This is a genomic window from Rhodococcus opacus B4 (assembly GCF_000010805.1).
Lineage (GTDB): Bacteria > Actinomycetota > Actinomycetes > Mycobacteriales > Mycobacteriaceae > Rhodococcus_F > Rhodococcus_F opacus_C.
In genome coordinates, this window is record NC_012522.1 from 5,361,570 (window position 1) to 5,381,899 (window position 20,330).

The 20,330-nt window shown below is 68.7% G+C and carries 20 protein-coding genes and 1 riboswitch; of the genes, 8 read left to right on the forward strand and 12 right to left on the reverse strand.

All coding sequences use genetic code 11. The annotated features are described in order from the left end of the window. Positions 1 to 8: 8 nt before the first annotated feature. The 7 genes from ROP_RS24655 to ROP_RS24685 all read right to left on the reverse strand — a co-directional run bounded on the left by ROP_RS24655 (position 9) and on the right by ROP_RS24685 (position 7,650). The gene (locus ROP_RS24655) at positions 9 to 1,226 is read right to left on the reverse strand and encodes an ABC transporter substrate-binding protein (protein WP_015888720.1); all 1,218 of its coding nucleotides are present in this window, start codon (positions 1,224 to 1,226) and stop codon (positions 9 to 11) included. Between the two features lie 119 nt (positions 1,227 to 1,345). After that, a complete protein-coding gene (locus ROP_RS24660; RefSeq protein ID WP_015888721.1) occupies positions 1,346 to 2,170 on the reverse strand; it encodes an SDR family NAD(P)-dependent oxidoreductase in 825 nt (274 codons plus the stop codon). Between the two features lie 60 nt (positions 2,171 to 2,230). Further along, a complete protein-coding gene (locus tag ROP_RS24665) occupies positions 2,231 to 3,289 on the reverse strand; it encodes a lysylphosphatidylglycerol synthase transmembrane domain-containing protein (RefSeq protein ID WP_015888722.1) in 1,059 nt (352 codons plus the stop codon). 26 nt (positions 3,290 to 3,315) lie between these two features. Continuing rightward, positions 3,316 to 4,098, reverse strand: a complete 783-nt coding sequence (locus tag ROP_RS24670) for an SDR family NAD(P)-dependent oxidoreductase (RefSeq protein WP_015888723.1) — start codon at positions 4,096 to 4,098, stop codon at positions 3,316 to 3,318. 140 nt (positions 4,099 to 4,238) lie between these two features. Then, on the reverse strand, positions 4,239 to 5,123 hold the full coding sequence (locus ROP_RS24675) for a universal stress protein (RefSeq protein WP_015888724.1): 885 nt from the start codon (positions 5,121 to 5,123) through the stop codon (positions 4,239 to 4,241). Between the two features lie 46 nt (positions 5,124 to 5,169). Then, positions 5,170 to 6,705: a CYTH and CHAD domain-containing protein gene (locus tag ROP_RS24680; protein ID WP_015888725.1), complete on the reverse strand. Its 1,536-nt coding sequence runs from the start codon at positions 6,703 to 6,705 to the stop codon at positions 5,170 to 5,172. A 45-nt stretch (positions 6,706 to 6,750) separates the two neighbouring features. Beyond that, positions 6,751 to 7,650, reverse strand: coding sequence for a pseudouridine synthase (locus tag ROP_RS24685; RefSeq protein WP_043826780.1), 900 nt, complete (start codon positions 7,648 to 7,650; stop codon positions 6,751 to 6,753). A gap of 195 nt (positions 7,651 to 7,845) precedes the next feature. Between ROP_RS24685 and ROP_RS24690 the strand changes: the two genes are divergently transcribed. Together ROP_RS24690 and ROP_RS24695 are read left to right on the forward strand one after the other, a co-directional pair. Continuing rightward, positions 7,846 to 9,834, forward strand: a complete 1,989-nt coding sequence (locus tag ROP_RS24690; protein WP_050785125.1) for a CocE/NonD family hydrolase — start codon at positions 7,846 to 7,848, stop codon at positions 9,832 to 9,834. Positions 9,835 to 9,874: 40 nt separating this feature from the next. Further along, positions 9,875 to 10,753, forward strand: coding sequence for an oxidoreductase (locus ROP_RS24695; RefSeq protein WP_015888728.1), 879 nt, complete (start codon positions 9,875 to 9,877; stop codon positions 10,751 to 10,753). Between the two features lie 21 nt (positions 10,754 to 10,774). Here the strand turns inward: ROP_RS24695 and ROP_RS24700 are convergent, their stop codons facing one another. Together ROP_RS24700 and ROP_RS24705 are read right to left on the reverse strand one after the other, a co-directional pair. Continuing rightward, entirely contained in the window at positions 10,775 to 11,197 is a 423-nt protein-coding gene (locus tag ROP_RS24700) for an organic hydroperoxide resistance protein (RefSeq protein WP_015888729.1), read from the reverse strand. 2 nt (positions 11,198 to 11,199) lie between these two features. After that, entirely contained in the window at positions 11,200 to 11,652 is a 453-nt protein-coding gene (locus ROP_RS24705; protein ID WP_015888730.1) for a MarR family winged helix-turn-helix transcriptional regulator, read from the reverse strand. A gap of 73 nt (positions 11,653 to 11,725) precedes the next feature. Beyond that, positions 11,726 to 11,830, forward strand: a riboswitch (TPP riboswitch). A gap of 49 nt (positions 11,831 to 11,879) precedes the next feature. Between ROP_RS24705 and ROP_RS24710 the strand changes: the two genes are divergently transcribed. From ROP_RS24710 to ROP_RS24720, 3 genes are all read left to right on the forward strand, one after another. Next, on the forward strand, positions 11,880 to 12,644 hold the full coding sequence (locus tag ROP_RS24710) for a 3-oxoacyl-ACP reductase (protein WP_043825270.1): 765 nt from the start codon (positions 11,880 to 11,882) through the stop codon (positions 12,642 to 12,644). Between the two features lies 1 nt (position 12,645). Then, positions 12,646 to 13,941 carry an LLM class flavin-dependent oxidoreductase gene (locus tag ROP_RS24715; protein WP_015888732.1) on the forward strand — a complete coding sequence of 432 codons (1,296 nt, stop codon included), beginning with the start codon at positions 12,646 to 12,648 and terminating at the stop codon, positions 13,939 to 13,941. Between the two features lie 121 nt (positions 13,942 to 14,062). Further along, positions 14,063 to 15,481: a CitMHS family transporter gene (locus tag ROP_RS24720; RefSeq protein ID WP_015888733.1), complete on the forward strand. Its 1,419-nt coding sequence runs from the start codon at positions 14,063 to 14,065 to the stop codon at positions 15,479 to 15,481. A 1-nt stretch (position 15,482) separates the two neighbouring features. Here ROP_RS24720 and ROP_RS24725 read toward each other — a convergent pair whose 3' ends face one another. After that, complete coding sequence (locus tag ROP_RS24725; RefSeq protein WP_015888734.1) at positions 15,483 to 15,668, reverse strand: hypothetical protein; 186 nt, start codon at positions 15,666 to 15,668, stop codon at positions 15,483 to 15,485. 116 nt (positions 15,669 to 15,784) lie between these two features. On the opposite strand from ROP_RS24725, the gene ROP_RS24730 reads away from it, so the two are divergent. Beyond that, positions 15,785 to 16,126, forward strand: a complete 342-nt coding sequence (locus tag ROP_RS24730; RefSeq protein WP_015888735.1) for a histone-like nucleoid-structuring protein Lsr2 — start codon at positions 15,785 to 15,787, stop codon at positions 16,124 to 16,126. Positions 16,127 to 16,144: 18 nt separating this feature from the next. Here ROP_RS24730 and ROP_RS24735 read toward each other — a convergent pair whose 3' ends face one another. Continuing rightward, the gene (locus tag ROP_RS24735; RefSeq protein ID WP_231868976.1) at positions 16,145 to 16,516 is read right to left on the reverse strand and encodes a C40 family peptidase; all 372 of its coding nucleotides are present in this window, start codon (positions 16,514 to 16,516) and stop codon (positions 16,145 to 16,147) included. 310 nt (positions 16,517 to 16,826) lie between these two features. On the opposite strand from ROP_RS24735, the gene ROP_RS24740 reads away from it, so the two are divergent. After that, positions 16,827 to 17,048: a hypothetical protein gene (locus ROP_RS24740; RefSeq protein ID WP_015888737.1), complete on the forward strand. Its 222-nt coding sequence runs from the start codon at positions 16,827 to 16,829 to the stop codon at positions 17,046 to 17,048. Between the two features lie 9 nt (positions 17,049 to 17,057). Here ROP_RS24740 and ROP_RS24745 read toward each other — a convergent pair whose 3' ends face one another. Further along, positions 17,058 to 19,379 carry an ATP-binding cassette domain-containing protein gene (locus tag ROP_RS24745; RefSeq protein ID WP_043826781.1) on the reverse strand — a complete coding sequence of 774 codons (2,322 nt, stop codon included), beginning with the start codon at positions 19,377 to 19,379 and terminating at the stop codon, positions 17,058 to 17,060. Positions 19,380 to 19,510: 131 nt separating this feature from the next. Between ROP_RS24745 and ROP_RS24750 the strand changes: the two genes are divergently transcribed. Further along, positions 19,511 to 20,275: an ABC transporter permease gene (locus ROP_RS24750; protein ID WP_015888739.1), complete on the forward strand. Its 765-nt coding sequence runs from the start codon at positions 19,511 to 19,513 to the stop codon at positions 20,273 to 20,275. Positions 20,276 to 20,330 lie beyond the last annotated feature (55 nt).

Sequence of the window (20,330 nt, forward strand, 5' to 3'; positions counted from 1 at the left end):
GTCGGGTGTCACGCGCTCGGGTTTCCGTACTGGCCGTTCAGGAGTGGGCTCGGGGGCACGAACTTGTACGCCTCGTCTCCGGGCTTCGACGCGTGCGAGTCGGCGGAGAAGTGATAGGACGGGGAGAACGCGGTCTCGGCGCCGTCGAGGACCTCTTGGTTCTCGAGGGCCTCGGCGAGGGCTTCGGGATCGGACGAGGATCCGGTCTTGTTCGCGGCGGCCACGACGAGGGGGAGTGCGTCGTAGTTGTCGGCGAGGATCAGCGTCGACGGGATGTCGCCCATCGCCGTCATGTTGTCGACCATGGTGTTCACGGCGGTGTCGTTCGCGTCGTAGACCGTGCTCGAGAGCGCGTGCATGACCAGGTTCGCCGTGGCCGGAGTGCCGAGCACACCGTCCGGCGCCGGCTTGGAGACGAGCGAAGTTCCTGCGACCGAGGTGTTTCCGATGAGCGGGATGTTCCAGTCGAGCCGCTGGAGGCTCGTGAGCAGATATCCGAGCGGCGCCCCGTAGGCGTCCACGACGAGCGCCTGCGTGCCCCGGTTCTTCAGCGACTGCAGCTGTGCGGTCATGTCGAGTGCTGCGGTGTCGTACTCCTCGGATCCGGTGCTGCTCACACCTTCACCGCCCAGCGCGTCTTCCATCGCCTGTCCGAACACTTCACCGTAGGCGCTGCTCCCGTGGACGACGCCGACCGACTGGTATCCCTTGCCCTTGATGTATCGGGCGATGGTCTCGGCGTTTTCGGACGGTCCCGAGGCGAGGTCGAAGTTGAGCGGGTACTTCTCCGGGTTCGCCGAATCCTCGGTGGGCCCGATGTTGAACGAGAGGATCTTGTTCTGCGCGAGGATCGGCAGTGTCGCGGTGGTGATGGTCGACGGGCCGGAGTTGAGGAAGAGGTCGGGCTTCTTCCCCGACGCGATGGCCTCCCGCAGCTTGGACACGGCCGTCGTCGCGTCGCCTGCATCGTCGACGACGGTGATCTCCACTTGGCGTCCGCCCACGCCGCCTGCCCTGTTGACGGCCTCGGCGCTCGCTTTCGCTGCGAGCACGGACGTCTGTGCGTTCGCGGCGAGCGCGCCCTGGCCGCTGATTCCGCCGGTGACGAGAACCCGGTAGGGGCCGCCGTCGGCGTCGGCGTCGTCTGCGCCCGCCCCGGAACACCCGGTGAGAGCGAGTGCGGTCACGGCGAGCGCCGCAGTGAGTGCTGAGGATCGAATTCGCATGGGCGCCCCTTTGACGTCAGCAAGCAAGTGCTTGGTTCGGCAAAAGGTAGCAGAACTAACGGTCAGTGTTCGCGGAATGTCTCACTCGGCGGGAGGATCTCGACCGGACCGCGTCGATCTCAGCGAAACGACTGCCGGATCACCGGTTCTCGCCGTTCAAGGATGGTGGCGGTGTGCTGCCGGACCATGGTGTCGAGGTGCTCACCCTGCGGTGCGAGCCAGAAGTCGCCCCGGTCGATGCCCGCGAAGACCAACTCGGCGAACGTGTCTGCGTCGAGTCCGTCGGTGTCGAGCAATTCGCGCATCTGGGTGACCATCCGATCGACGGCCGGGTGGGAGACGGCCCCGAACGGGTTGTCGAACACGGATGTGACGACGGGCCCCGGCGCGAGCACACTCGCGGACACCGGGGCCTCGATCATGCTCAACTCCATCTGCAGGCATTCGGTGATCGCGACGACCGCGAATTTCGATGCGCTGTACGGCGACATCATCGGACCGGGTGCGAAGCCGCCGACCGATGCCGTGTTGACGACGCGGCCGGCGCCGCCCTGGTCGAGCATCCGCGGAACGAACGCGCGGATCCCGTTGACGACGCCCGTGATGTTGACGCCGAGTGCGGCGTCCCAGTCGGATTCGCCGAGTTGCCAGAGGAATCCGGCTCGCATGATGCCTGCGTTGTTGAAGAGCAGGTCCACCCGGCCGAACGAGTCGAACGCGAGTTCGGCGAGGGCGTGGACGGATCGGGAGTCGGACACGTCGGTGACGCGGGTGAGGGCGCCGCCGAGGTCCGCGGCCGCACGGTCCAGCGCGTCCGCGTCGATGTCGGCGAGCACCACCGCCATGCCGCGGGAGTGCGCGTGCCGGGCAATCCCCGCGCCGATACCCGAGGCCGCGCCGGTGACGACGACAACCTGCTTCTCATCCGATTCCGGTTTCGTCACGGCTCGACGGTAGGTCCGTCGACGGTGGCCTCGGCCCGGCCCTCTCTCAGCGGGAGGGATTCAGGTGCCGCGACCCCACAGCGGTTCGAGGTCGGGGCCCTCCTCGCCCTGCTGCGCACCCCGGAAGCGCGCCGCGAAGACGATCCAGCCGATGGCGGCCATCAGGAGGAAGCTGACCAGTCGGTACACGACGATCGCGGAGACCGCTTCGGAGCCGGCCATTCCGCTGGCGGTCAGGGCGGGCACCAGCACGGCGTCCATGACGCCGAGTCCTGCGGGTAGGAGCGGGATGGCCGAACCGGCGGCGTTGCCCGCCGCGTACGCGACGGCGAGGCCGGCGAACCCGGGATGGGCGCCGACCGCGTAGCACGCGAACGCGAGGCACGAGGCGTCGGCGATCCAGTTGAACAGCGACCACCCGAACGCGCGGGCCGTGTCGCGGCGATCCATCCGGACGGCGCTCATCTGGTCGACGATGTGCTTCCACTGACGAACCCCGTTCAGCGGCGGCTTCTTTCGCAGCGCGTTGACGCCGCGCAGCGCGGTGATGCCCACACCCTCGAGTGCGTCGGGTCGCGAAGCGGCGTACTGGGCCAGGACGAGGAAGGCGCACAGGCCGCCGAACGTGAAGATCAGCGAGAAAGGGTTGGTCTTGGCGCCGACGAGCAGTGCGCCTCCCAGGCCGACGAGCGCCAGGCCGATCGCCTGGAGGACGCCGGCCATCACCAGTTGCCACGTCGCGATCACCGGCGACGCACCCCAGAGCCGCGTCTGCCGGTACGTGAACGTCGTCGCGAGAACCGGGCCGCCCGGCAGCGTCACGCTCATCGAGTTGGAGGCGAACGTCACGGCGAGGGACTGCCGCTGCCTGATGTGCACACCCGCGACACCCAGCAGGCAGCGCTGGACCCGGGCGAAGCTCGACATCGACGCCAGCGACGCGGCGACGGCCGCGGCCACCCATCCCCATTTCAGGTCGCCGAGGTTCTGGACGCTCTCCGAGAGATCCGGCCAGATGAGGACGATCTCCACCGTGAGCACCACGACGAGCAGGCCGCCGATCACCCATTCGACACGACGCCTGCGGGGCGTCGGGCGGGTGTCTTCGGCGTCAGTCATACGCGTCCATTACACATGGCGGGTGATCAGACCGTGTATCCGCCGTCGACGTCGAGCTTCTGCCCGGTGACGAACCCGGCCCGGTCGCTCGCGAGGAAGCAGACGGCCTCGGCGACGTCGGCGGCGGTGCCGAACCGGCGTAACGGTATCCGGCTCATCGCGGCGTCGAGTGCGCGCCGGTCGAGTTCTTCGGAGGCGATCAGCCGCTCGGCCATGCCGTCGGTGAGCATCCCCGGGCCGACCGCGTTGAAGCGGACGCCGAAACGGCCCTCCTCGGCGGCGAACCCCTTGACCAGTTGTTCGATCGCGCCTTTGGTTCCCGGGGAGAGGCCGTCGCGCACCGGGAACCGGCTGGTGGCCGCGGTCGTGACGGCGACGACGGATCCGGACGCGTCCCGTAGCGCGGGCAGGGCGGCCTTGACGACGGTGAAGAATGCGACCGCCTCCTGCTGGAGGTGCTCGGCGTAGTCCTCGGGAGCGACCTCGGACAGGTGGATCATCGGGACGTGCGGTCCGGCGGCGTGGACCAGGATGCCGAGGCCGCCGAAGTGTTCGAGCGTCTGCTCGACGACGCTCGCGACCCGGGGCCGGTCGGTGAGGTCGGCGGAGAACGCCTGCGCGGCGACGCCGCTGCCTTCCAGTTCGCCGACGAGGTCCGCGGCGACTTCGGCGTTGGACCGGTAGGTGATGGCGACGTCGTGGCCGAGGGCCGCGAGCTGCCGTGCGATGGCGGAGCCGATGCCGCCGGTGCCGCCGGTGACCAGTGCGGCGCAGCGACGTCGGGGGGTGCTGGTGGCGGGTGTCGCCATGAGGAACTCCAAGCGTGTGGGGACGGCGACCCCTAACCTAGCAACTGCTTGGTTTCGGTGTGGGCTGAACCGTCTCCGGTGGCCGAGCACAGCCTTTCCTGGCTATCCGACCGTCAGCCTTGGGAAACACGCCCCGCCCGTCACTCGTTCCGGCAGATCATGACCGGGCAGGTGGCGTGGTGGAGCAGATTCTGGCTCGTCGAGCCCATCAGCGCGCCGAGCAGCGGTCCCCGGCCGTGGCTGCCGACGACGATCAGCTGGGCCTCGGCCGAATGCCGAAGGATGACGTCCGCGGCGGCGCCCTGCTCGGCCACCCGGGTCACGGACACGTCCGGGTACCGTTCCGCCTCACCCGCGAGGCCCTCGGACAGCAGCGCCTCCTCTTCCTGTTTCACGGCGTCCCAGTCGACGAGCATGCCGGTGCCGCCGGCGCCGAGCGTCGGGGAGCCCTGCCAGGTGTGGACGGCGCTCAGCGGCGCTTCGAAGAACGACGCGAACTCGAACGCGTGACCCACCGCTTCGCTGCTGAGGTCGCTGCCGTCGACCCCGACCACCACCGGACGCTGATCCGGGGTGGTGACCTCGCCGCGCAGAACGGTCACCGGACAGGGTGCGCGGTTGGCCACGTGCAGTGCCGTCGAACCGACCAGCACCGAACGGAACGCGCCCGCTCCCGTGGATCCGAGGACGATCAACCGCGCCCAGTCGGCGGCCTCGAGCAGCGCCGTGCCCGCCGGACCGGGACTGATGGTCGTCTCGATCTCGAGGCCGGGGAACTTCGGTCCCAGCAGCCGCCTCGCCGTCCCGATGATGGCCTCGCCGTCCTCGCGCAACTGACTGAGGAACTGCGATTCCAGCATGATCGCCGCCGGGCTGTACAGCGGGCCGTCCTGCGGCAGCGCGTGTACCAGCGACAGCGTGGCACCCCACTTCGACGCGACTGACGCTCCCCACAGGGCGGCTGCGGTGGACGCGTCGGATCCGTCCAGGCCGACGACGACGGAATGACTGGCGGGTGTGCTCACGTCCGGTTCCCTTCGCTCACGCTGGTGGGTACTCCCCGACTGTGCCCTACTTCCAGACTTTTCGGGCCACCTTCTTCGCCCTCTTCCATTCCGGTTCGAGATCGGCTGCCGTGGCGTCCCCGCGGTCGAGTTCACGCTGCAGCAGCATTCCGAGGCCGAGGCTCGACTCGGCGGAATGCTGATCTTCCGCTACCGCCGCGAGGATGTGCTCCCGGGCGACGACGGCGTCCTGGTAGTCGCCGAGTACGTCCTGGAAGCCCTTGAACTTCTTCTGCGCGCGGGCGGACGCCTTCGGTGCCAGTGGCCGCGTGGCCTCGATCGCGTAGCGCATTCGCTTGGCGCGCTTGCGTGCTCGGTGCGTCAGTTCGTCGCGCTCGGCCCGGGTGGTCGCGGCCGCCGCCTTCCGGACCCGCCCGTGGACGGACTTCGACATCGAGCGCAGGGACTTCCGGACGTCCTTCTTCGACGGGCCCGAGCCCTCGGACGCCTCGACGGCGGCGAGGAACGTGTCGAGTCCGGCGAGCAGGTCGAGGTAGCGCCGGGAGTTCAGGGCGGCCAGGGCCCCGGGCCTTGCCGCCGCGGCGAGTCCCGAGAAGTATTCGTCGAGGCGCGCCCGCACGACCTCGCGGTCGGGTATCTCCTCGGCGTCGTCCAGCCGGTCCACGAGCCGGCTCCACTGCACCTCGGTGTCCCGGGCCGGGCCGAGGGCCTGACCGACCCAGCGCAGTTCGACGATCAACTCGTCGACCGTCTCCTGGTCGCGCAGGCTCGGCCCGTACACCTGCAGGATACTCCGGATCCGCCGGGCCGAGACTCTGAGATCGTGGACGGACTCCTCGAGGTCACGCCGCACGCCGAGGTCGGCCGTCACGAGATTGTCTTTCTGTTCGGCCAGATACTCCAGTAGCAGCGTCCGCGGCGCCGACCGCTTCTTCCCGCGCTCGGGGGTCGCGGCGTCACCCGCCGCGTCGCCGAGTGCACGCCGCAGCTTCGACGGCGCGTCGGAGCGGGTTATTCCGGCGTCGGTCAGCCGGGAGTCTATGGCGTCGAACAGTTTTCGGTCGCCGGCCGCGAGTTCGACTTCGATCTCCCGCCACACCCGCTCGTCGGTTCCGGTGCCCGTCTCGGGGACGGCGGCGATCACGACATCCGACACGACCTCGGCGAGCGTCGTTCCCGCCGCGTCCACGAGCCGCTGCCGCTCGCGGTCGGTGCTGATGAGCGCCACCGGGTTGAGGGCGGCTCCGCGGGTGAAGGCCGTGAGCAGTTCCGCGAACTCGCGCGGCACCTCCGTCTCGGGAAGCTCGGCGTCGGGCGCCAGCTGCAGCTCGGTCCGCTCGTCCGCGCCCGCCGGGATCTTCAGATGCCAGCCGGCGTCGTCGCCGCCCTCTCGGCGGCGGAGCGTGATTCCGGCGCGGAGCAGCAGCAGTTCGCCGGTGTCGTAATACAGGGCGGACAGCTGGACGGTGTCGCGTCGCGGCTCACCGTCTACTCCGGGGAGCCCCGACAGCGCCGGGAGTTGCTGCTCGGATGTCGCTTCGTACTTGCGTTCCACTTCGGAGACGGACGTCGCGGTACTCATGACACCATCTTTCCGGCTGAGCGGGCCGGGCGAAAGAAGCCGAGGTCACAGCGGCCAGTCGAGGCTCCGGACGCTCGCGAAGCGTCGGGTGACGCCCGAGCAGGGATCGGCGAACTCGACGGACCGCGCCAGCAGCCGCAGCGGCGTCGAATAGTCGTCGGCGGCAACGTCGTAGAAATCGGGATAGAAGTTGTCGCCGTGGATCGGGATGCCGAGAGAACTCATGTGCACCCGCAACTGGTGTGTCTTGCCGGTGTGCGGCAGCAGCCGGTACCGGGCCGCGGCGCCGTGGACCTCGAGCAGTTCGATCCGGCTCTCGCTGTTGGCGGGCCCGTCCACCTCGTACGCCTTCAGGACCCCGCGTTCCTTGACGATCCGACTGCGGACCGTGGCGGGCAGCAGGAGATCGGGGTCGTAGCGGGCGACGGCCTCGTACTCCTTGGTCACCCGGCGCTGATCGAACAGCGACTGGTAGTCGCGGCGGACCTCACGCCGAACCGTGAAGATGAGCACCCCGGCGGTCAACCGGTCGAGCCGGTGCGCGGGTGTCAGCTCCGGGAGGTCGAGGTCTCGGCGCAACCGCACCAGCGCCGACTCGGCGACGTACGCGCCGCGCGGCGTGCTGGCCAGGAAATGGGGTTTGTCCACGACGAGGAGGTTCTCGTCGCGGTGGAGGATCTCGATCTCGAACGGCACCCGCTTCTCGACCGGCGGATCCCGGTACAGGTACACGAATCTGCGGGGTGCGAACGGCGTCGACTCGGTGATCGGCTGCCCGCGCTCGTCGACGACTTCGGCCGTGGCGACCTTCTCGCGGAGGCGGGTCTCGTCGTGCGGAAAACGTGCGACGAGGTACCCGAGCACGGTGGGCCACGGGCCGGTGTCCGGCATCCTCAGCCGCGTCGGGTTGAGGCCGTCGCGGACGGGAAGTGGGGCGTCGGGCACGTTCGCCACGGTAGTCGAAAGGGCGCCGAAACCCGTCGTTGACCGCGGGAGGACTCATGGTTACTATCCGGTAAGTTTGTGACGCGGGCCACCCTGATGGCCGCTGAGGCGCGTCACCGGAGGATTTTCACGGGGGTCGTGGTGATCGTGCGTCGATGGGCGTTTCGTCCGGGTGCGGTGGCAGTTGTTCTTGCGATGGCGGTGGGTCTCGCTGTCGCTCCGGCGCTGACGGCGTCGGCTGATCCGACGGGAGGAGCGGCGGGCGCGCAGTGGAACGCCGCGGTCGATGCCCCGCCCGAGTACCCGGTGATCGCGATCGACTGGGACGTTCCCATCACCATGAGCGACGGAACGGTGTTGAAGGCCAACGTCTATCGGCCCGCGGACGTGTCGGGCACGCCGATCGACACCCGGATGCCGTCCGTTCTCAACGTCACGCCGTACACGAAATTGGTCGGCAACCTCGTCGATTCCGTGCTCGCGGTACCGGGGCTCGAGCACACGGTCGTCGACCTGGTGAACTCCTTCGATCTCGCCGGAACACCGTTCGACGGCGTCGGGGAAGTGGCGAAGGTACTCACCGGCGGCGGCATGCGCGTCTTCGGCGTCAACCGCGACCTCGTCCGGAACGGATACACCCAGGTGGTGGTCGATGCGCGCGGCACCGGCTTCTCGCAGGGGGAATGGCAGGCGCTCGGCCCGCTCGAGCAGCAGGACTCCGTCGAGATCATCGACTGGATGAGCAGGCAGGGATGGTCCGACGGCACGGTCGGGATGGCGGGGGTGTCCTATTCGGGCATCAACTCGCTGCAGGCCGCGGGGCATCGGCCGCCGGCGCTGAAGGCGATCTTCCCGACCGAGCCGGGCAACGACCTGCTCCGCGACATCGTCGGAACCGGCGGCGGTCTGGGGGTGGGCTTCATGCCGCTGTGGCTGTCGCTGGTCAACGGGCTCAAATTCGTACCCGACGTCCAGGCCCTCGCCCAGGGAAATTTCGACGAGCGGTGGCTGCAGGATCGGTTGCGGGATCCGCTGACGCTGTTCCCCGCACTGATCGAGGCGATGACGGCGTCGAAGATCGGCGACCTCGACCCGGGCACCCTTCGGGTGGCGCAGGACGGCCAGTTCTACGAGGAACGGAAGGCGCAGGCGGGGAACATCGACGTGCCGACCATGCTGTACGGCGCCTGGCACGACATTTTCGCGAACAGCGAGCCGCGGGTCTACAACGACATTCCGCTGCCCGCCGGTGAGAAGCAGCTGATCATGAGCGACGCCTACCACGTCTCGTTCGGTGGGGGCTTCGGCGAGCCGGGCGCGCCGCCGCGACTCGACGTCCTCGAACGCGCATGGTTCGACAAGTGGCTGAGGGGCATCGACAACGGCATCGACGAGTACGGCCCGGTCACGCTGTACCAGCAGGGCAACGGCTGGACCACCACCGACCAGTTCCCGCGGGCCGGCGTCGACTATCAGCGGATGTACCTGTCGGGTGCCTCCAGCGGCACCGCCGGGCACGCCGCCCACGACGGCAGCCTGGTGCCGGCGAAACCCGGCGACAGCGCGCGGCTCTCGGTCGCGCCCGGTCTCCGCGGGCTCTGCTCCCGCGACGGAACGCAGGGCACCGCGGGCGCGGCCGTCGTCTTCGGATCGGTGTGCAGCAAGGACTCCCGCTTCAACGAGGCGGAGGGCCTGACATTCACCAGTGCTCCCGTCGCGCGGCCGACGGAACTGTCGGGTCCGGTCAACCTGCACCTCGAAACCGTGCTCGACGCGCCGGACGGATTCTGGGCGGTGACGCTGAACGACGTCGCACCGGACGGCACGTCGACCCCGCTCACCAACGGCGCGCTCACCGCTTCGATGCGGGCGGTGGACGATTCGAAGAGCACCAGGTCGTCGAACGGCGACTACACCCAACCGCACCACTACCTGACGGTGGCCGCGCGTCAGCCGCTGGTTCCGGGTGAGGTGACGCCGGTCGACATCAACTTCGTGCCCACCGACGCGGTCCTCGCGCCGGGGCATCGGTTGCGCGTCGACGTGTATGCGGGCAGCATTCCCCGGTATCTGCCGCTCGGACCGATTCTGGCCGACAGTCAGCTGAAGCCGCAGCACGTGGCGCTGTCGCCGGACCGGCCGAGTTTCCTCAATCTGCCGCTGGTCGGGGCGCAGGCGTGGTGACGGGTTCACGCCGCGTCCCGGGATCCGTAGGGTTGACGGCATGACCAAGTGGACAGCTTCGGACATCGTCGATCAGCGCGGCCGCACATTCGTCGTCACGGGCGCCAACAGTGGTCTGGGGGAGGTGGCTGCGCGGGCCCTCGGCAAGGCAGGAGCCCACGTCGTGCTGGCCTGCCGCAACACCCACAAGGGTGAGGTGGTCGCAAAGTCGATCGGTGACAATGCCGAGGTGCGCCGACTCGACCTGTCCGACCTCGCGTCGGTGCGCGAGTTCGCCGCCGGTGTCGATTCCGTCGACGTGCTCGTGAATAATGCCGGGGTGATGGCGGTTCCGCAGCGCAAGACCGCGGACGGGTTCGAAATGCAGATCGGCACAAATCATCTCGGGCACTTCGCGTTGACCGGACTGCTGCTCGGCAAGATCACCGATCGGGTCGCCACGATGTCGAGCGCGGCACACCAGGCGGGAACGATCCATCTCGACGATCTCAACTGGGAACACCGCAAGTACAACCGCTGGAGCGCGTACGGCCAGTCGAAACTCGCGAATCTGTTGTTCACGTACGAATTGCAGCGCAGGCTGGCCGCAGCCGGGTCTTCCGTCAAAGCGGTGGCCGCGCACCCCGGCTACGCGTCGACCAATCTGCAGGCGCACACCGAATCGGTGCAGGACACTCTGATGGCCGTCGGCAACCGGATCTTCGCGCAGTCGGCGGAGATGGGGGCGCTGCCGATGTTGTTCGCGGCCACCGCCCCCGACGTGATCGGCGGAAGTTACATCGGGCCGGACGGCCTGTTCGAGCAGCGTGGCCACCCGAAGGTGGTGGGCTCCAACAAGAAGTCGCGGGACGAGCAGACCGCGAAGGCGCTGTGGTCGCTGTCGGAGAACCTGACGGGCGTCGAGTACAAATTCGGGTGACCCGACGCCCGTGCCGGTGTCTCAGTCTTCGGTGACCTCGAGGGTGACGTCGATGTTGCCGCGGGTGGCGTTGGAATACGGGCACACCTGGTGCGCCTTCTCCGTCAGTTCGAGCGCCTCCGCGCGCGGCAGGTGGGGGAGCGAGACCTCGAGGGTGACCGCGAGACCGAATCCGCCGCCGTCCGTGGAACCGATCCCGACGCGGGCGCCGACGGCCGAGTCGGCGACGTTCGCCCCGGCCTGACGGGCAACAAGCTGGAGTGCGGAGTGGAAGCAGGCCGCGTATCCGGCGGCGAACAGCTGCTCGGGGTTGGTGCCGTCGCCGGACCCGCCCATCTCGGTGGGGATGGCGAGGTTCAGGTCGAGCCGGCCGTCCGACGTGCGGGCGTGGCCGTTGCGGCCTTCCCCGGTCGCGAGGGCTTCTGCGGTGTAAATGATCTTCATGGTTACTTCTCTCCTGTAGGGGTGTCGAAACTGTGGAGCGATTCGGTGAGTCGCGACAGGGTGTCGCGCAGGGCGACGAGTTCGTCGACGGCCATTCCCGTCGAGCGGGCGAGTTCGGTGGGGATGCCCTCCGCGGCGGCGCGGAGGCTCGCGCCCTTCTCGGTGAGGTGGATTCCGACCCGGCGTTCGTCCGCCGAGTCGCGCCGGCGTTCGACCAGGCCCAGCGCGTCGAGCCGCTTGAGCAGTGGGGACAGGGTGCCGGTGTCGAGATCGAGGGCTTCGCAGATCTCACGCACCCCGCGACCGTCCTGTTCCCAGAGCACCAGCAGCACGAGGTACTGCGGGTAGGTCACTCCCAGCGAGTCGAGCATCGACCGGTATCTCGCCGTCATCGCCCGGGACGCCGAGTACAGCGCGAAGCACACCTGGCGGTCGAGGGCGAGGTTGTCGGTCACCCTTGAATGGTTGCACACAACTAGATTGTGCACAACCTAGAAGGCGTTGGCGGTGATTGGCCTTACACTGTTGGCCAGTGACACGGGGTGCTGCCCGGCGAAGATCCGGGCGGCTGAGAAGACACCCGTCGAACCTGAACTGGGTAATGCCGGCGAAGGGATGTCGCGGAGACGGCCGTATGCGCTCATCCGATGTCTCGTCGCCGACCGAACGGAAGGTGACAGCAATGCAGCTCGACAAGCAGATCGTCCTGGTGACCGGCGGTGGCCGGGGTCTCGGTTCCGCCATCGTGCGTTCGTTCGCGGCGCAGCACGCGCGGGTGGTCGTGAACTACCGCAACAGCCGGGATGCGGCGGAGGAACTCGCGGCATCCCTGGGCGCGGACCGCGCGGTCGCGCTACAAGCCGACGTCACCGACGCCGCGCAGGTGGCAGCGCTGTTCGCCGCCGCGGAAGAGCACTTCGGATCGCCGGTGACCACCGTGATCAACAACGCCCTCGCCGACTTCTCCTTCAACGGCGACGCACGCGACAAGGCGGACGTCATCACGTGGGAGGCATTCGACTCGCAACTGCGCGGCAGCGTGCAGGCGACCCTGAACACCACGCAGGCCGCGTTGCCGGGCATGCGCGCGCTCGGGTTCGGCCGCATCGTGAACATCGGCACCAACCTGTTCCAGAACCCCGTCGTCCCGTACCACGACTACACCGCCGCCAAGGCCGCCGCGTTGTCGCTGACCCGTACCCTCGCCGCCGACCTCGGGCCCGACGGCATCACCGTCAACATGGTCTCGGGCGGACTGCTCCGCACCACCGACGCGAGCGCCGCCACCCCCGACGAGGTGTTCGACCTCATCGCCGCGAGCACTCCACTGCAGCGGGTCACCACCCCGGACGAGTTCGCGGACGCAGTGCTGTTCTTCGCGTCGCCGTGGTCGCGTTCGGTGACCGGCCAGAACCTCGTCGTCGACGGCGGACTGGTCAAGGACTGACATGAGCGACGGCAGGCAACTGCATTTCAACGCATTCCTGTACGGCTGCGGGCACCACGGCGCCGCGTGGCGGCACCCCGCCTCACAGGTGGAGCGGCTCGGCGACATCGCCTACTACGAGGAACTCGCGCAGACCGCGGAGCGGGGTTGTCTCGACGCGGTGTTCTTCGCCGACGGGCACTCGGTGCGCGACCCCGCGTCCGGGGGCATGTGGTTCCTCGAACCGCTCACCGCGCTGTCGGCGATGGCGCGGGCGACCGAGCGGGTCGGACTCGTGACGACCGTGTCCACCACGTTCTACACCCCGTTCCACGCCGCGCGGATGCTGGCGTCGCTCGACCACATCAGCGGCGGCCGCGTCGGCTGGAACGTGGTGACGTCGATGTTCGACGCCGAGGCGCGCAATCACGGTCTCGAGGAGATGCCGCCGCACGACGACCGCTACTCGCGCGCCGCCGAGTTCGTCGACGTGGCGCTCGCGCTGTGGGATTCGTGGGAGCCCGACGCGCTCGTGCTCGACCGGGACGGCATCTTCGCGGATCCGGCCAAGGTGCATCCGATCGCGCACCGGGGCAAGCACTTCCTCGTCGACGGTCCGCTGACCGTGCCGCACTCGCCGCAGGGGCGTCCGGTGCTGTTCCAGGCGGGCGCGTCCGATCAGGGCCGCGACCTGGCCGCCCGGTGCGCCGAGGGCATCTATGCCGTCGCCTACGACCTCACGGCCGCGCAGAGCTACTACGGCGACGTGAAGCGGCGCATCCGCGCTGCGGGCCGCGACGCCGACGCGGTGACCGTGATGCCCGGTCTCGTCACCTACGTGGGCTCGACCACCGAGGAGGCGCACCGGAAGAAGGCGGAACTCGACGCGCTCCTTCCGGTCGAACAGTCGCTGGCGCAATTGTCGATGTTCGTCCAGCAGGACTGCAGCGCATGGGAACTGGACGCACCCGTCCCCGCGCTGCCGCCGCTGTCGGAGTTCACCGGACCGCAGGGGCGGTACGACACGATTCTGCGGATCATCGAGAAGGACCGTCCCACCGTGCGGTCGCTGCTGGGCACGCTGGCGGCAGGCGGCGGGCACTGCACCATGATCGGCACACCGGAATCGATCGCCGACGAGATCGAGGTGTGGTTCCGCAGCGGCGGCGCCGACGGCTTCAACCTGATGCCCCCGCTCTACCCGAATGGGCTCGCCGACTTCGTCGACGAGGTCATTCCCGTCCTGCAGAAGCGGGGGCTGTTCCGCGCGGAGTATGAGACGGCGACCCTGCGCGACCATCTCCGGGGTCGCCGATAGTTGCCACCACAAAGAACACAACCTTCTCTAAGTACGCAACAGTGACTGTGAGCGTCCCTCCCCCCGACACTGGCTGTTATCGCGATCACATCGCGACGCAAAGCTCGGACGAGGAGTGGCAATGCTGGTAGCGCTCGGCTTTCTGATGGTGGCCGTGTTCATGTTCTTGATCATGTCCAAACGGGCCACTCCCGTGGTCGGGCTGATCGCCGTCCCGGTCGCATTCGGCATCGCGGCCGGGGCAGGCCTCGGCATCGGCGACATGATCACCGACGGGATCAAATCGCTGGCCCCGACGGCCGCGCTGCTGTTCTTCGCGATCATCTTCTTCGGGATCATGATCGACGTCGGCCTGTTCGATCCGCTGGTGAAACTGATCCTCCGGCTCGTCCGCAACGACCCCATGCGGCTCGTCGTGGGCACCGCGGTGCTCGCGATGGTGGTGTCGCTGGACGGTGACGGATCCACGACGTTCATCATCGTCACGTCCGCGCTGCTGCCGCTGTACATGAAGCTGAAAGTCAGCCCGGTCGTTCTCACGGTGGTCGCAGGCCTGGCGAACGGCGCGATGAACATCGTCCCGTGGGGCGGGCCGACGGTCCGGGCCGCCTCGGCGCTCGGCATCTCGCCGTCGGACGTCTTCGTCCCGATGATCCCGTCGCTGGTGGTCGGACTCGTCGTCGTGCTGCTGTTCGCCGTGCAGCTCGGTTACAGCGAACGCCGCCGCATCGGCACACTCGAACTCACCGACGAGCGCCTCCTCGTCTCCGCCGGCGCGAGCCTTCGCCGGGCCGGGACCGGATCCGGCGGCAACGGTGACGCACCCCGCACGGGTGGCGGTTCCGGCGACGCCGGTTCGGACGACGGCGGTTCCGACGACGAGCGGGGCTTCGTCGACGGCCTCGACCCCGAGCGGCCCACGCTGCGACCGAAGCTGTTGTGGTTCAACATGCTCGTGACCGTGGCACTGCTCGTCGTGCTCGTGATGGACGTGCTGCCGATTCCGGTGCTGTTCATGGTGGCCGCATCCATCGCGCTGACCGTGAACTTCCCGCGGGTCAAGGAACAGCAGGAAGCGATCACCCGGCACTCGTCGAGCATCGTCTCCGTCGTCGCGATGGTGTTCGCCGCGGCCGTGCTCACCGGCGTGTTCCAGGGCACCGGAATGGTCGAGGCGATGGCGCAGTGGCTGCTCGAGGTCATCCCGTCCGCGCTCGGACCGCACTTGGCCGTCATCACCGGCATTCTGAGCCTGCCGTTCACGTTCTTCATGAGCAACGACGCCTTCTACTTCGGCGTCATGCCGGTGCTCGCCGAGACGGCGTCCACGTACGGCATCGAGCCGGTCGAGATGGCCCGCGCGTCCATCACCGGCCAGACGTTCCACATGCAGAGCCCCCTCGTCCCGGCCATCCTGCTGCTCGTCACCCTCGCGGGTGTCCCGCTGGCGGACCACCACAAGAAGGTGCTGTGGCGCGCGGCGCTGGTGTCGCTGTCGATGCTGGTGGTCGGCGTGGTCCTGGGGCAGATCCCCTGGTGACCTAGTCGGCGGAGTCGGAATCGGAGTCGGTGGCGGGCCCCTCGGGGGTTGCGCCACCTTCGCCGCTCCAGTCGGCGCCGGAACCCTTGTCGTCCTCGGCGGGATCGGACATCACGTCCTTGTCCGCGCCGGGGGCGCCGCTGTCGGTGGGCGTGGTCTTCGGTCCGGAATCGTCCTTCGGTGTCATCTCCCGCGAGTACCCGGAATGTGGGGCATTCCAATCCGAAACCCGGTCAGGGATTGGCAGGTGAACGATACTTCGACGTAGTGTTCCCCGGGTTATCGACGATGAGGAGTGGAACTGTGGCGCGCAAAGTTGTTGTCGAACGCATCGACGACATCGACGGAACTCCGATCAAGAGCGGTAAGGGGGAGACCATTCCGTTCTCGGTCGACGGCGTCGACTACGAGATCGATCTGAAGCTCAAGAACGCCAGGGAATTCCACAAGACTCTCGATTTCTACATCGAGCATGCAACTCGGGTCGGGGGACGGAAGCGCCGGTCGACCACTGCGGTGGATCCGTCGCAGGGGCGCGGGCAGGCAAAGGAAATCCGCGAATGGGCGACGGCGCAGGGCTACGAGTTGTCTGCGCGTGGACGTATTCCCGCGCAGATCGAGGAAGCGTACAACGCGGCGCACTGAGACCGCTTCGGCGCGCGGTCAGTATCGTCGCGCTGCGTGAAACGACATGGAGTTCAAGGCCACTCGCGTGACCGGCCGGCCGGGGGCGGGGGCGTGGACGACGGTGTCGTTGCCCGCATAGATCCCGGCGTGGCCGCCCCCGTAGAAGAGGACGACGTCACCGGGCTGCAGGTCGTCCCGGTCGACGGCGGTTCCGTGCAGGAGTTGCTCGTGGGTGGTGCGCGGAACCGATACGCCCGCCTGTTTGTACGCCCACTGGACGAGGCCGGAGCTGTCGAAGGCGCGGTGGTCGCCGGCGCCGCGCGTGCAGGCGATGCCTATTCTGCTGGCGGCGGCGCGCAGGGCGTGGCGTCCCGGCCGGACCGGGTCGGCGCGAAACGTCTGAACCAAGTGAAGACCGTGGTTTCCGGTGTGGGGGTTCATGCCGTCGGTACTCCAGTGCGTTCGGTGTGGTGTCGCGTCTGCGAGGGCGCGCTCTGAATTACAGGGTGGTCTAGGCACGGGCCGGGCGCACCGGCCGAATTACCTGGATATGTGCCTGTCTTCCCTGCGTCTGCGCCGGCCGCCAGAAGACCATTCGATCTGGTCGGTTTGGTACTCGCGAGTAGTACCTGTCCCCTAATAGCGTAGGACAGGTAATGATTCTGCAAAGAGGAGTGGTCCGCTGCGTCCTGTGGGCTGGGATGAAGGAAGGCGGACGATGAGGATCCGAGAGACGGCGAACTGTGCATTCGGAGTCGCCCGCCTGGCGTTCGACGCAGCAGCCGCCCTTCTGTCCGTTGCCGTGGCCGTACCGGTCGCCTTCGTCGCGGGCGAGGCGAGAACGATGGCACACACGGCACGAGGCGACATCACGCCGGACCCCACGTCGTCCGACCAGGAGCACGTGCACGACCTGGGGACAGTCGTCGAGCTGAGCTAGCGTCCGAAGTCAGCCCCGGCGGGAACGGCGCAGTCGGAGCCGGGCGTAGGTGGCGACCGCGAGCACGCAGCTGATGAGCACCAGCATGCCGATGCTGAGCAGCCACCACGACGCGGCGTGCTGCCACAGCGTGTCGGGCTCGGTGCCGGTGGCGTTGGTGCGCAGGTCGACCGTCGAGGCGGCGGCCGCGAACCCCCAGCGGGACGGGAAGAGCCACGACACCTGTTCGAGCACGGCGCGTCCGGTGATGGTGATCAATCCTCCGCACATCACCAGCTGCACCATGATCGTGACCACCAGCATCGGCATCACCTGCTCGTTGGAGCGCGCCACCGAAGACAGCGCCAGACCGACGAGGACGCAGGAACAGGTGGTGACGGCGATGTCCACGATCAGTTCGACGGAGCCGGAGGGAATCAGGCTGCCCCGGCCCGGAAAACCCTTGCCTGCGAACACGATCAGCACCATGATCACCGACTGCACGATCGCGGCGGCGCAGAACACGACGATCTTCGCCGTCAGGTAGGCGGACGGGAGCAGCCCGGCGGCGCGTTCGCGGTGATAGATCATGCGCTCGCCGACCAGGTCGCGGATGGTCAGGGAGCACCCCATGAAGGCGGCGCCGAGGATCAGCACGACCAGAATCTGGGTGAGCTCGCCGGATTCGTCGAGGCCGGACGGGCCGAACCCGGTGTCGCCCGGCACGAGCACGGCCAGGCCGCCGAGCACGAACGGCAGCAGGGACAGGAAGATCAGGTACCCGCGGTCCGCGCGGATCAGCCGCGCCTGGCGGCGGACGACGGTGCTCAGCTGCTTGCGCCGCGACGTGTGCGCGGGACTGCCGAGAGGTCCGGGCGGGCTCGGTGGTGGCACCTCCACGGCGGGGCGGGTGGCGCGGTACTCGGCGAACACCCCGTCGGGGTCGGCCGCGACCCGGGCGAAGATGTCGGCCCAATCGGTGCTGCCCAGCGCGGCCCCGACCCGGTCCGGCGGGCCCACATAGGCGGTCTTGCCACCCGGTGCGAGGAGCAGCACCTGATCGCACATCTCGAGGTACGACAGCGAATGGGTGACGATGACGACGACGCGGCCCGAGTCGGCGAGCCGGCGCAACGTCGCCATGATCTGCCGGTCGAGCGCGGGGTCGAGGCCCGAAGTCGGTTCGTCGAGGATCAGCAGGGACGGACCGGTGAGCAACTCCATGGCGACGGACGCGCGTTTGCGCTGCCCGCCGGACAGTCGGTCGACCCTGGTGTCGGCGTGCTCGGACAGCTGCAGTTCGTCGAGGACCGTCGCGATCACCTCCTCCCGGTCGGCGCGGCTGGTGTCCGGCGGCAGCCGCAGCTCCGCCGCGTAGCCGAGTGCCTGCCGGATGGTCAACTGGCGGTGCACGACGTCGTCCTGGGGGACCATCCCGATGCGGGAGCGCAGCACCTGGTATTCGGCGTGCACGCTGCGTCCCTCGAACTCGACCACGCCCTCCGTCGGGCGCTCCGAACCGGAGATGATGGTGGCCACCGTGGTCTTACCCGCGCCGGAGGGGCCGATCACGGCGGTGAGGCTGCCCGGCTGGGCAGTGAAGGTGACGTCCTCGAGCAGGCGCCGCCCGCCTTCGATGGTGAGTCCGACGCCGTCCACGCGCAGGCCGCCCGCGGTCGGAGCCACTACCCGGCGGGGAACGAGCCGGCCTTCCCGCACGCCGAAATCGGTATTGCCGATGGTGACGACGTCGCCGTCGGTCAGCTGCGCGCGCGACACCCGCGCGCCGCCGACGAACGTTCCGTTGACGCTCCCCAGGTCGTCGATCTCGAGGCCGGACGGCACGCGGTGGACGATCGCGTGGTGGCGTGAGGCCAGCACGTCCCGCACGACGAGGTCGTTGTCGGGCGACCGTCCCACCGTGAGGGATCCCGCCGGAGTCGCCTCGTGCCGCGGCTCGGCCGGGGCGCCGGCCGTCCCGACACTGACCGTCGACTCGTCCCATCGCGCGCCCACGTCCTGTCGCGTCGCGTCCGGGTCCTCGACCGAGATCCGCACGACCGGGCCCTCGGTCGCGTCCCCCAGCCGGACGCGGACGGGGCTCGTGACGGGGACCTTCTCGCGGCGCTCACCGTCGACGTAGAGCCCGTTCTTGCTGCCGGAGTCGACGAGCTGCCAGCCGTCGTCCCAGGTGAGCCGTGCATGTTCGCGCGAGACCACGGGGTCGACGATCGTGACCTCCAACTGCGGGTCCCGGCCGATGCGTACGGCTCTGCCCGCACTGTGGCTCGTGCGGCCGTGGTCGGTCTCGACCACGACTCGCGGGTGCGCTGTGTTCCCCCGGTCGTCCATCGCCACGGCCTCCGGTCAGCGTCATCGGGCGTAGAGCGTCGACTCCTCCATGGTCGCACGCACTCCCCGGGCCGCGTGGGCAGAACCGGTACTCCGAACCCCGGGGCCGCACGTGAGGAACACTGGGCCGGGTGAGTACGTCCCTGGCGAATCCCGGTGTCGGACTGGCCGTGCTGTGCACCGTGATGGTTCTGTGCGCGGTCGGGGTCTACCGCTTCACCCGTCTCGGTAACCCACTGATCGTGCCCGCCGCGGCGATCCGGGGCGCCGCCCAGCTCGCCGCGGTGTCCCTGATCCTGGCCGCCGCTCTCGCGCAGCTGTGGTCCTCGATCCTCGTGCTGGTCGTCATGTTCGCGGCGGCGGTGGGAACGTCCGCCCGGCGCGCGAAGGCCGGGAGGTCCGCGGTGTGGCTGGCGCTGTCGCTCGCGGCGGGAGTGGGCATCGTTCTGCCGTTGATGCTGGTGAGCGGCGTGGTCCCGCTCGAAGGTGTGGCTCTCGTTCCGGTCGGCGGGATCGTGCTCGGTGGCGCGATGACGGCCACCTCGCTCGCGTCGCGTCGCGGGCTCGACGCCGTCGAACAGCGGTGGGGCGAGGTGGAGGCGGCACTCAGTCTCGGACTCAGCGCCCGCGACGCCCGCTTGGAGGTGGTCCGGTCCGCCGCCGCAGATGCACTGCTTCCGGGGCTCGACCAGACCCGGACCGTCGGGCTCGTCACCCTGCCCGGGGCGTTCGTCGGGGTGCTGCTCGCGAGCGGTTCCGCCGTTCAGGCCGGCGCCGTCCAGATCCTCGTGCTCGTGGGTCTGCTGCTCGCGCAGACCTGCTCGGTGGCCGTGACGATCGAACTGGTCGCCAGGGAGGCCGTCCGCCGGCCGCGAGAGCATGCGATGTCCACCTGAAAGCCGCGGATGGCCGATCCGGCTGTGGCCCCGTCTGGCCCGAACCCCGGTCGAA

Excerpts from the sequence above, each read along its gene's own strand:
- ROP_RS24655 (WP_015888720.1), bottom strand. The coding sequence starts at position 1,226 with ATGCGAATTCGATCCTCAGCACTCACTGCGGCGCTCGCCGTGACCGCA.
- ROP_RS24715 (WP_015888732.1), top strand. The coding sequence starts at position 12,646 with ATGAGCGACGGCAGGCAACTGCATTTCAACGCATTCCTGTACGGCTGC.
- ROP_RS24670 (WP_015888723.1), bottom strand. The coding sequence starts at position 4,098 with ATGGCGACACCCGCCACCAGCACCCCCCGACGTCGCTGCGCCGCACTG.
- ROP_RS24740 (WP_015888737.1), top strand. The coding sequence starts at position 16,827 with ATGAGGATCCGAGAGACGGCGAACTGTGCATTCGGAGTCGCCCGCCTG.
- ROP_RS24665 (WP_015888722.1), bottom strand. The coding sequence starts at position 3,289 with ATGACTGACGCCGAAGACACCCGCCCGACGCCCCGCAGGCGTCGTGTC.
- ROP_RS24710 (WP_043825270.1), top strand. The coding sequence starts at position 11,880 with ATGCAGCTCGACAAGCAGATCGTCCTGGTGACCGGCGGTGGCCGGGGT.
- ROP_RS24700 (WP_015888729.1), bottom strand. The coding sequence starts at position 11,197 with ATGAAGATCATTTACACCGCAGAAGCCCTCGCGACCGGGGAAGGCCGC.
- ROP_RS24690 (WP_050785125.1), top strand. The coding sequence starts at position 7,846 with ATGGCGGTGGGTCTCGCTGTCGCTCCGGCGCTGACGGCGTCGGCTGAT.
- ROP_RS24725 (WP_015888734.1), bottom strand. The coding sequence starts at position 15,668 with ATGACACCGAAGGACGATTCCGGACCGAAGACCACGCCCACCGACAGC.
- ROP_RS24745 (WP_043826781.1), bottom strand. The coding sequence starts at position 19,379 with ATGGACGACCGGGGGAACACAGCGCACCCGCGAGTCGTGGTCGAGACC.
- ROP_RS24720 (WP_015888733.1), top strand. The coding sequence starts at position 14,063 with ATGCTGGTAGCGCTCGGCTTTCTGATGGTGGCCGTGTTCATGTTCTTG.
- ROP_RS24680 (WP_015888725.1), bottom strand. The coding sequence starts at position 6,705 with ATGAGTACCGCGACGTCCGTCTCCGAAGTGGAACGCAAGTACGAAGCG.
- ROP_RS24695 (WP_015888728.1), top strand. The coding sequence starts at position 9,875 with ATGACCAAGTGGACAGCTTCGGACATCGTCGATCAGCGCGGCCGCACA.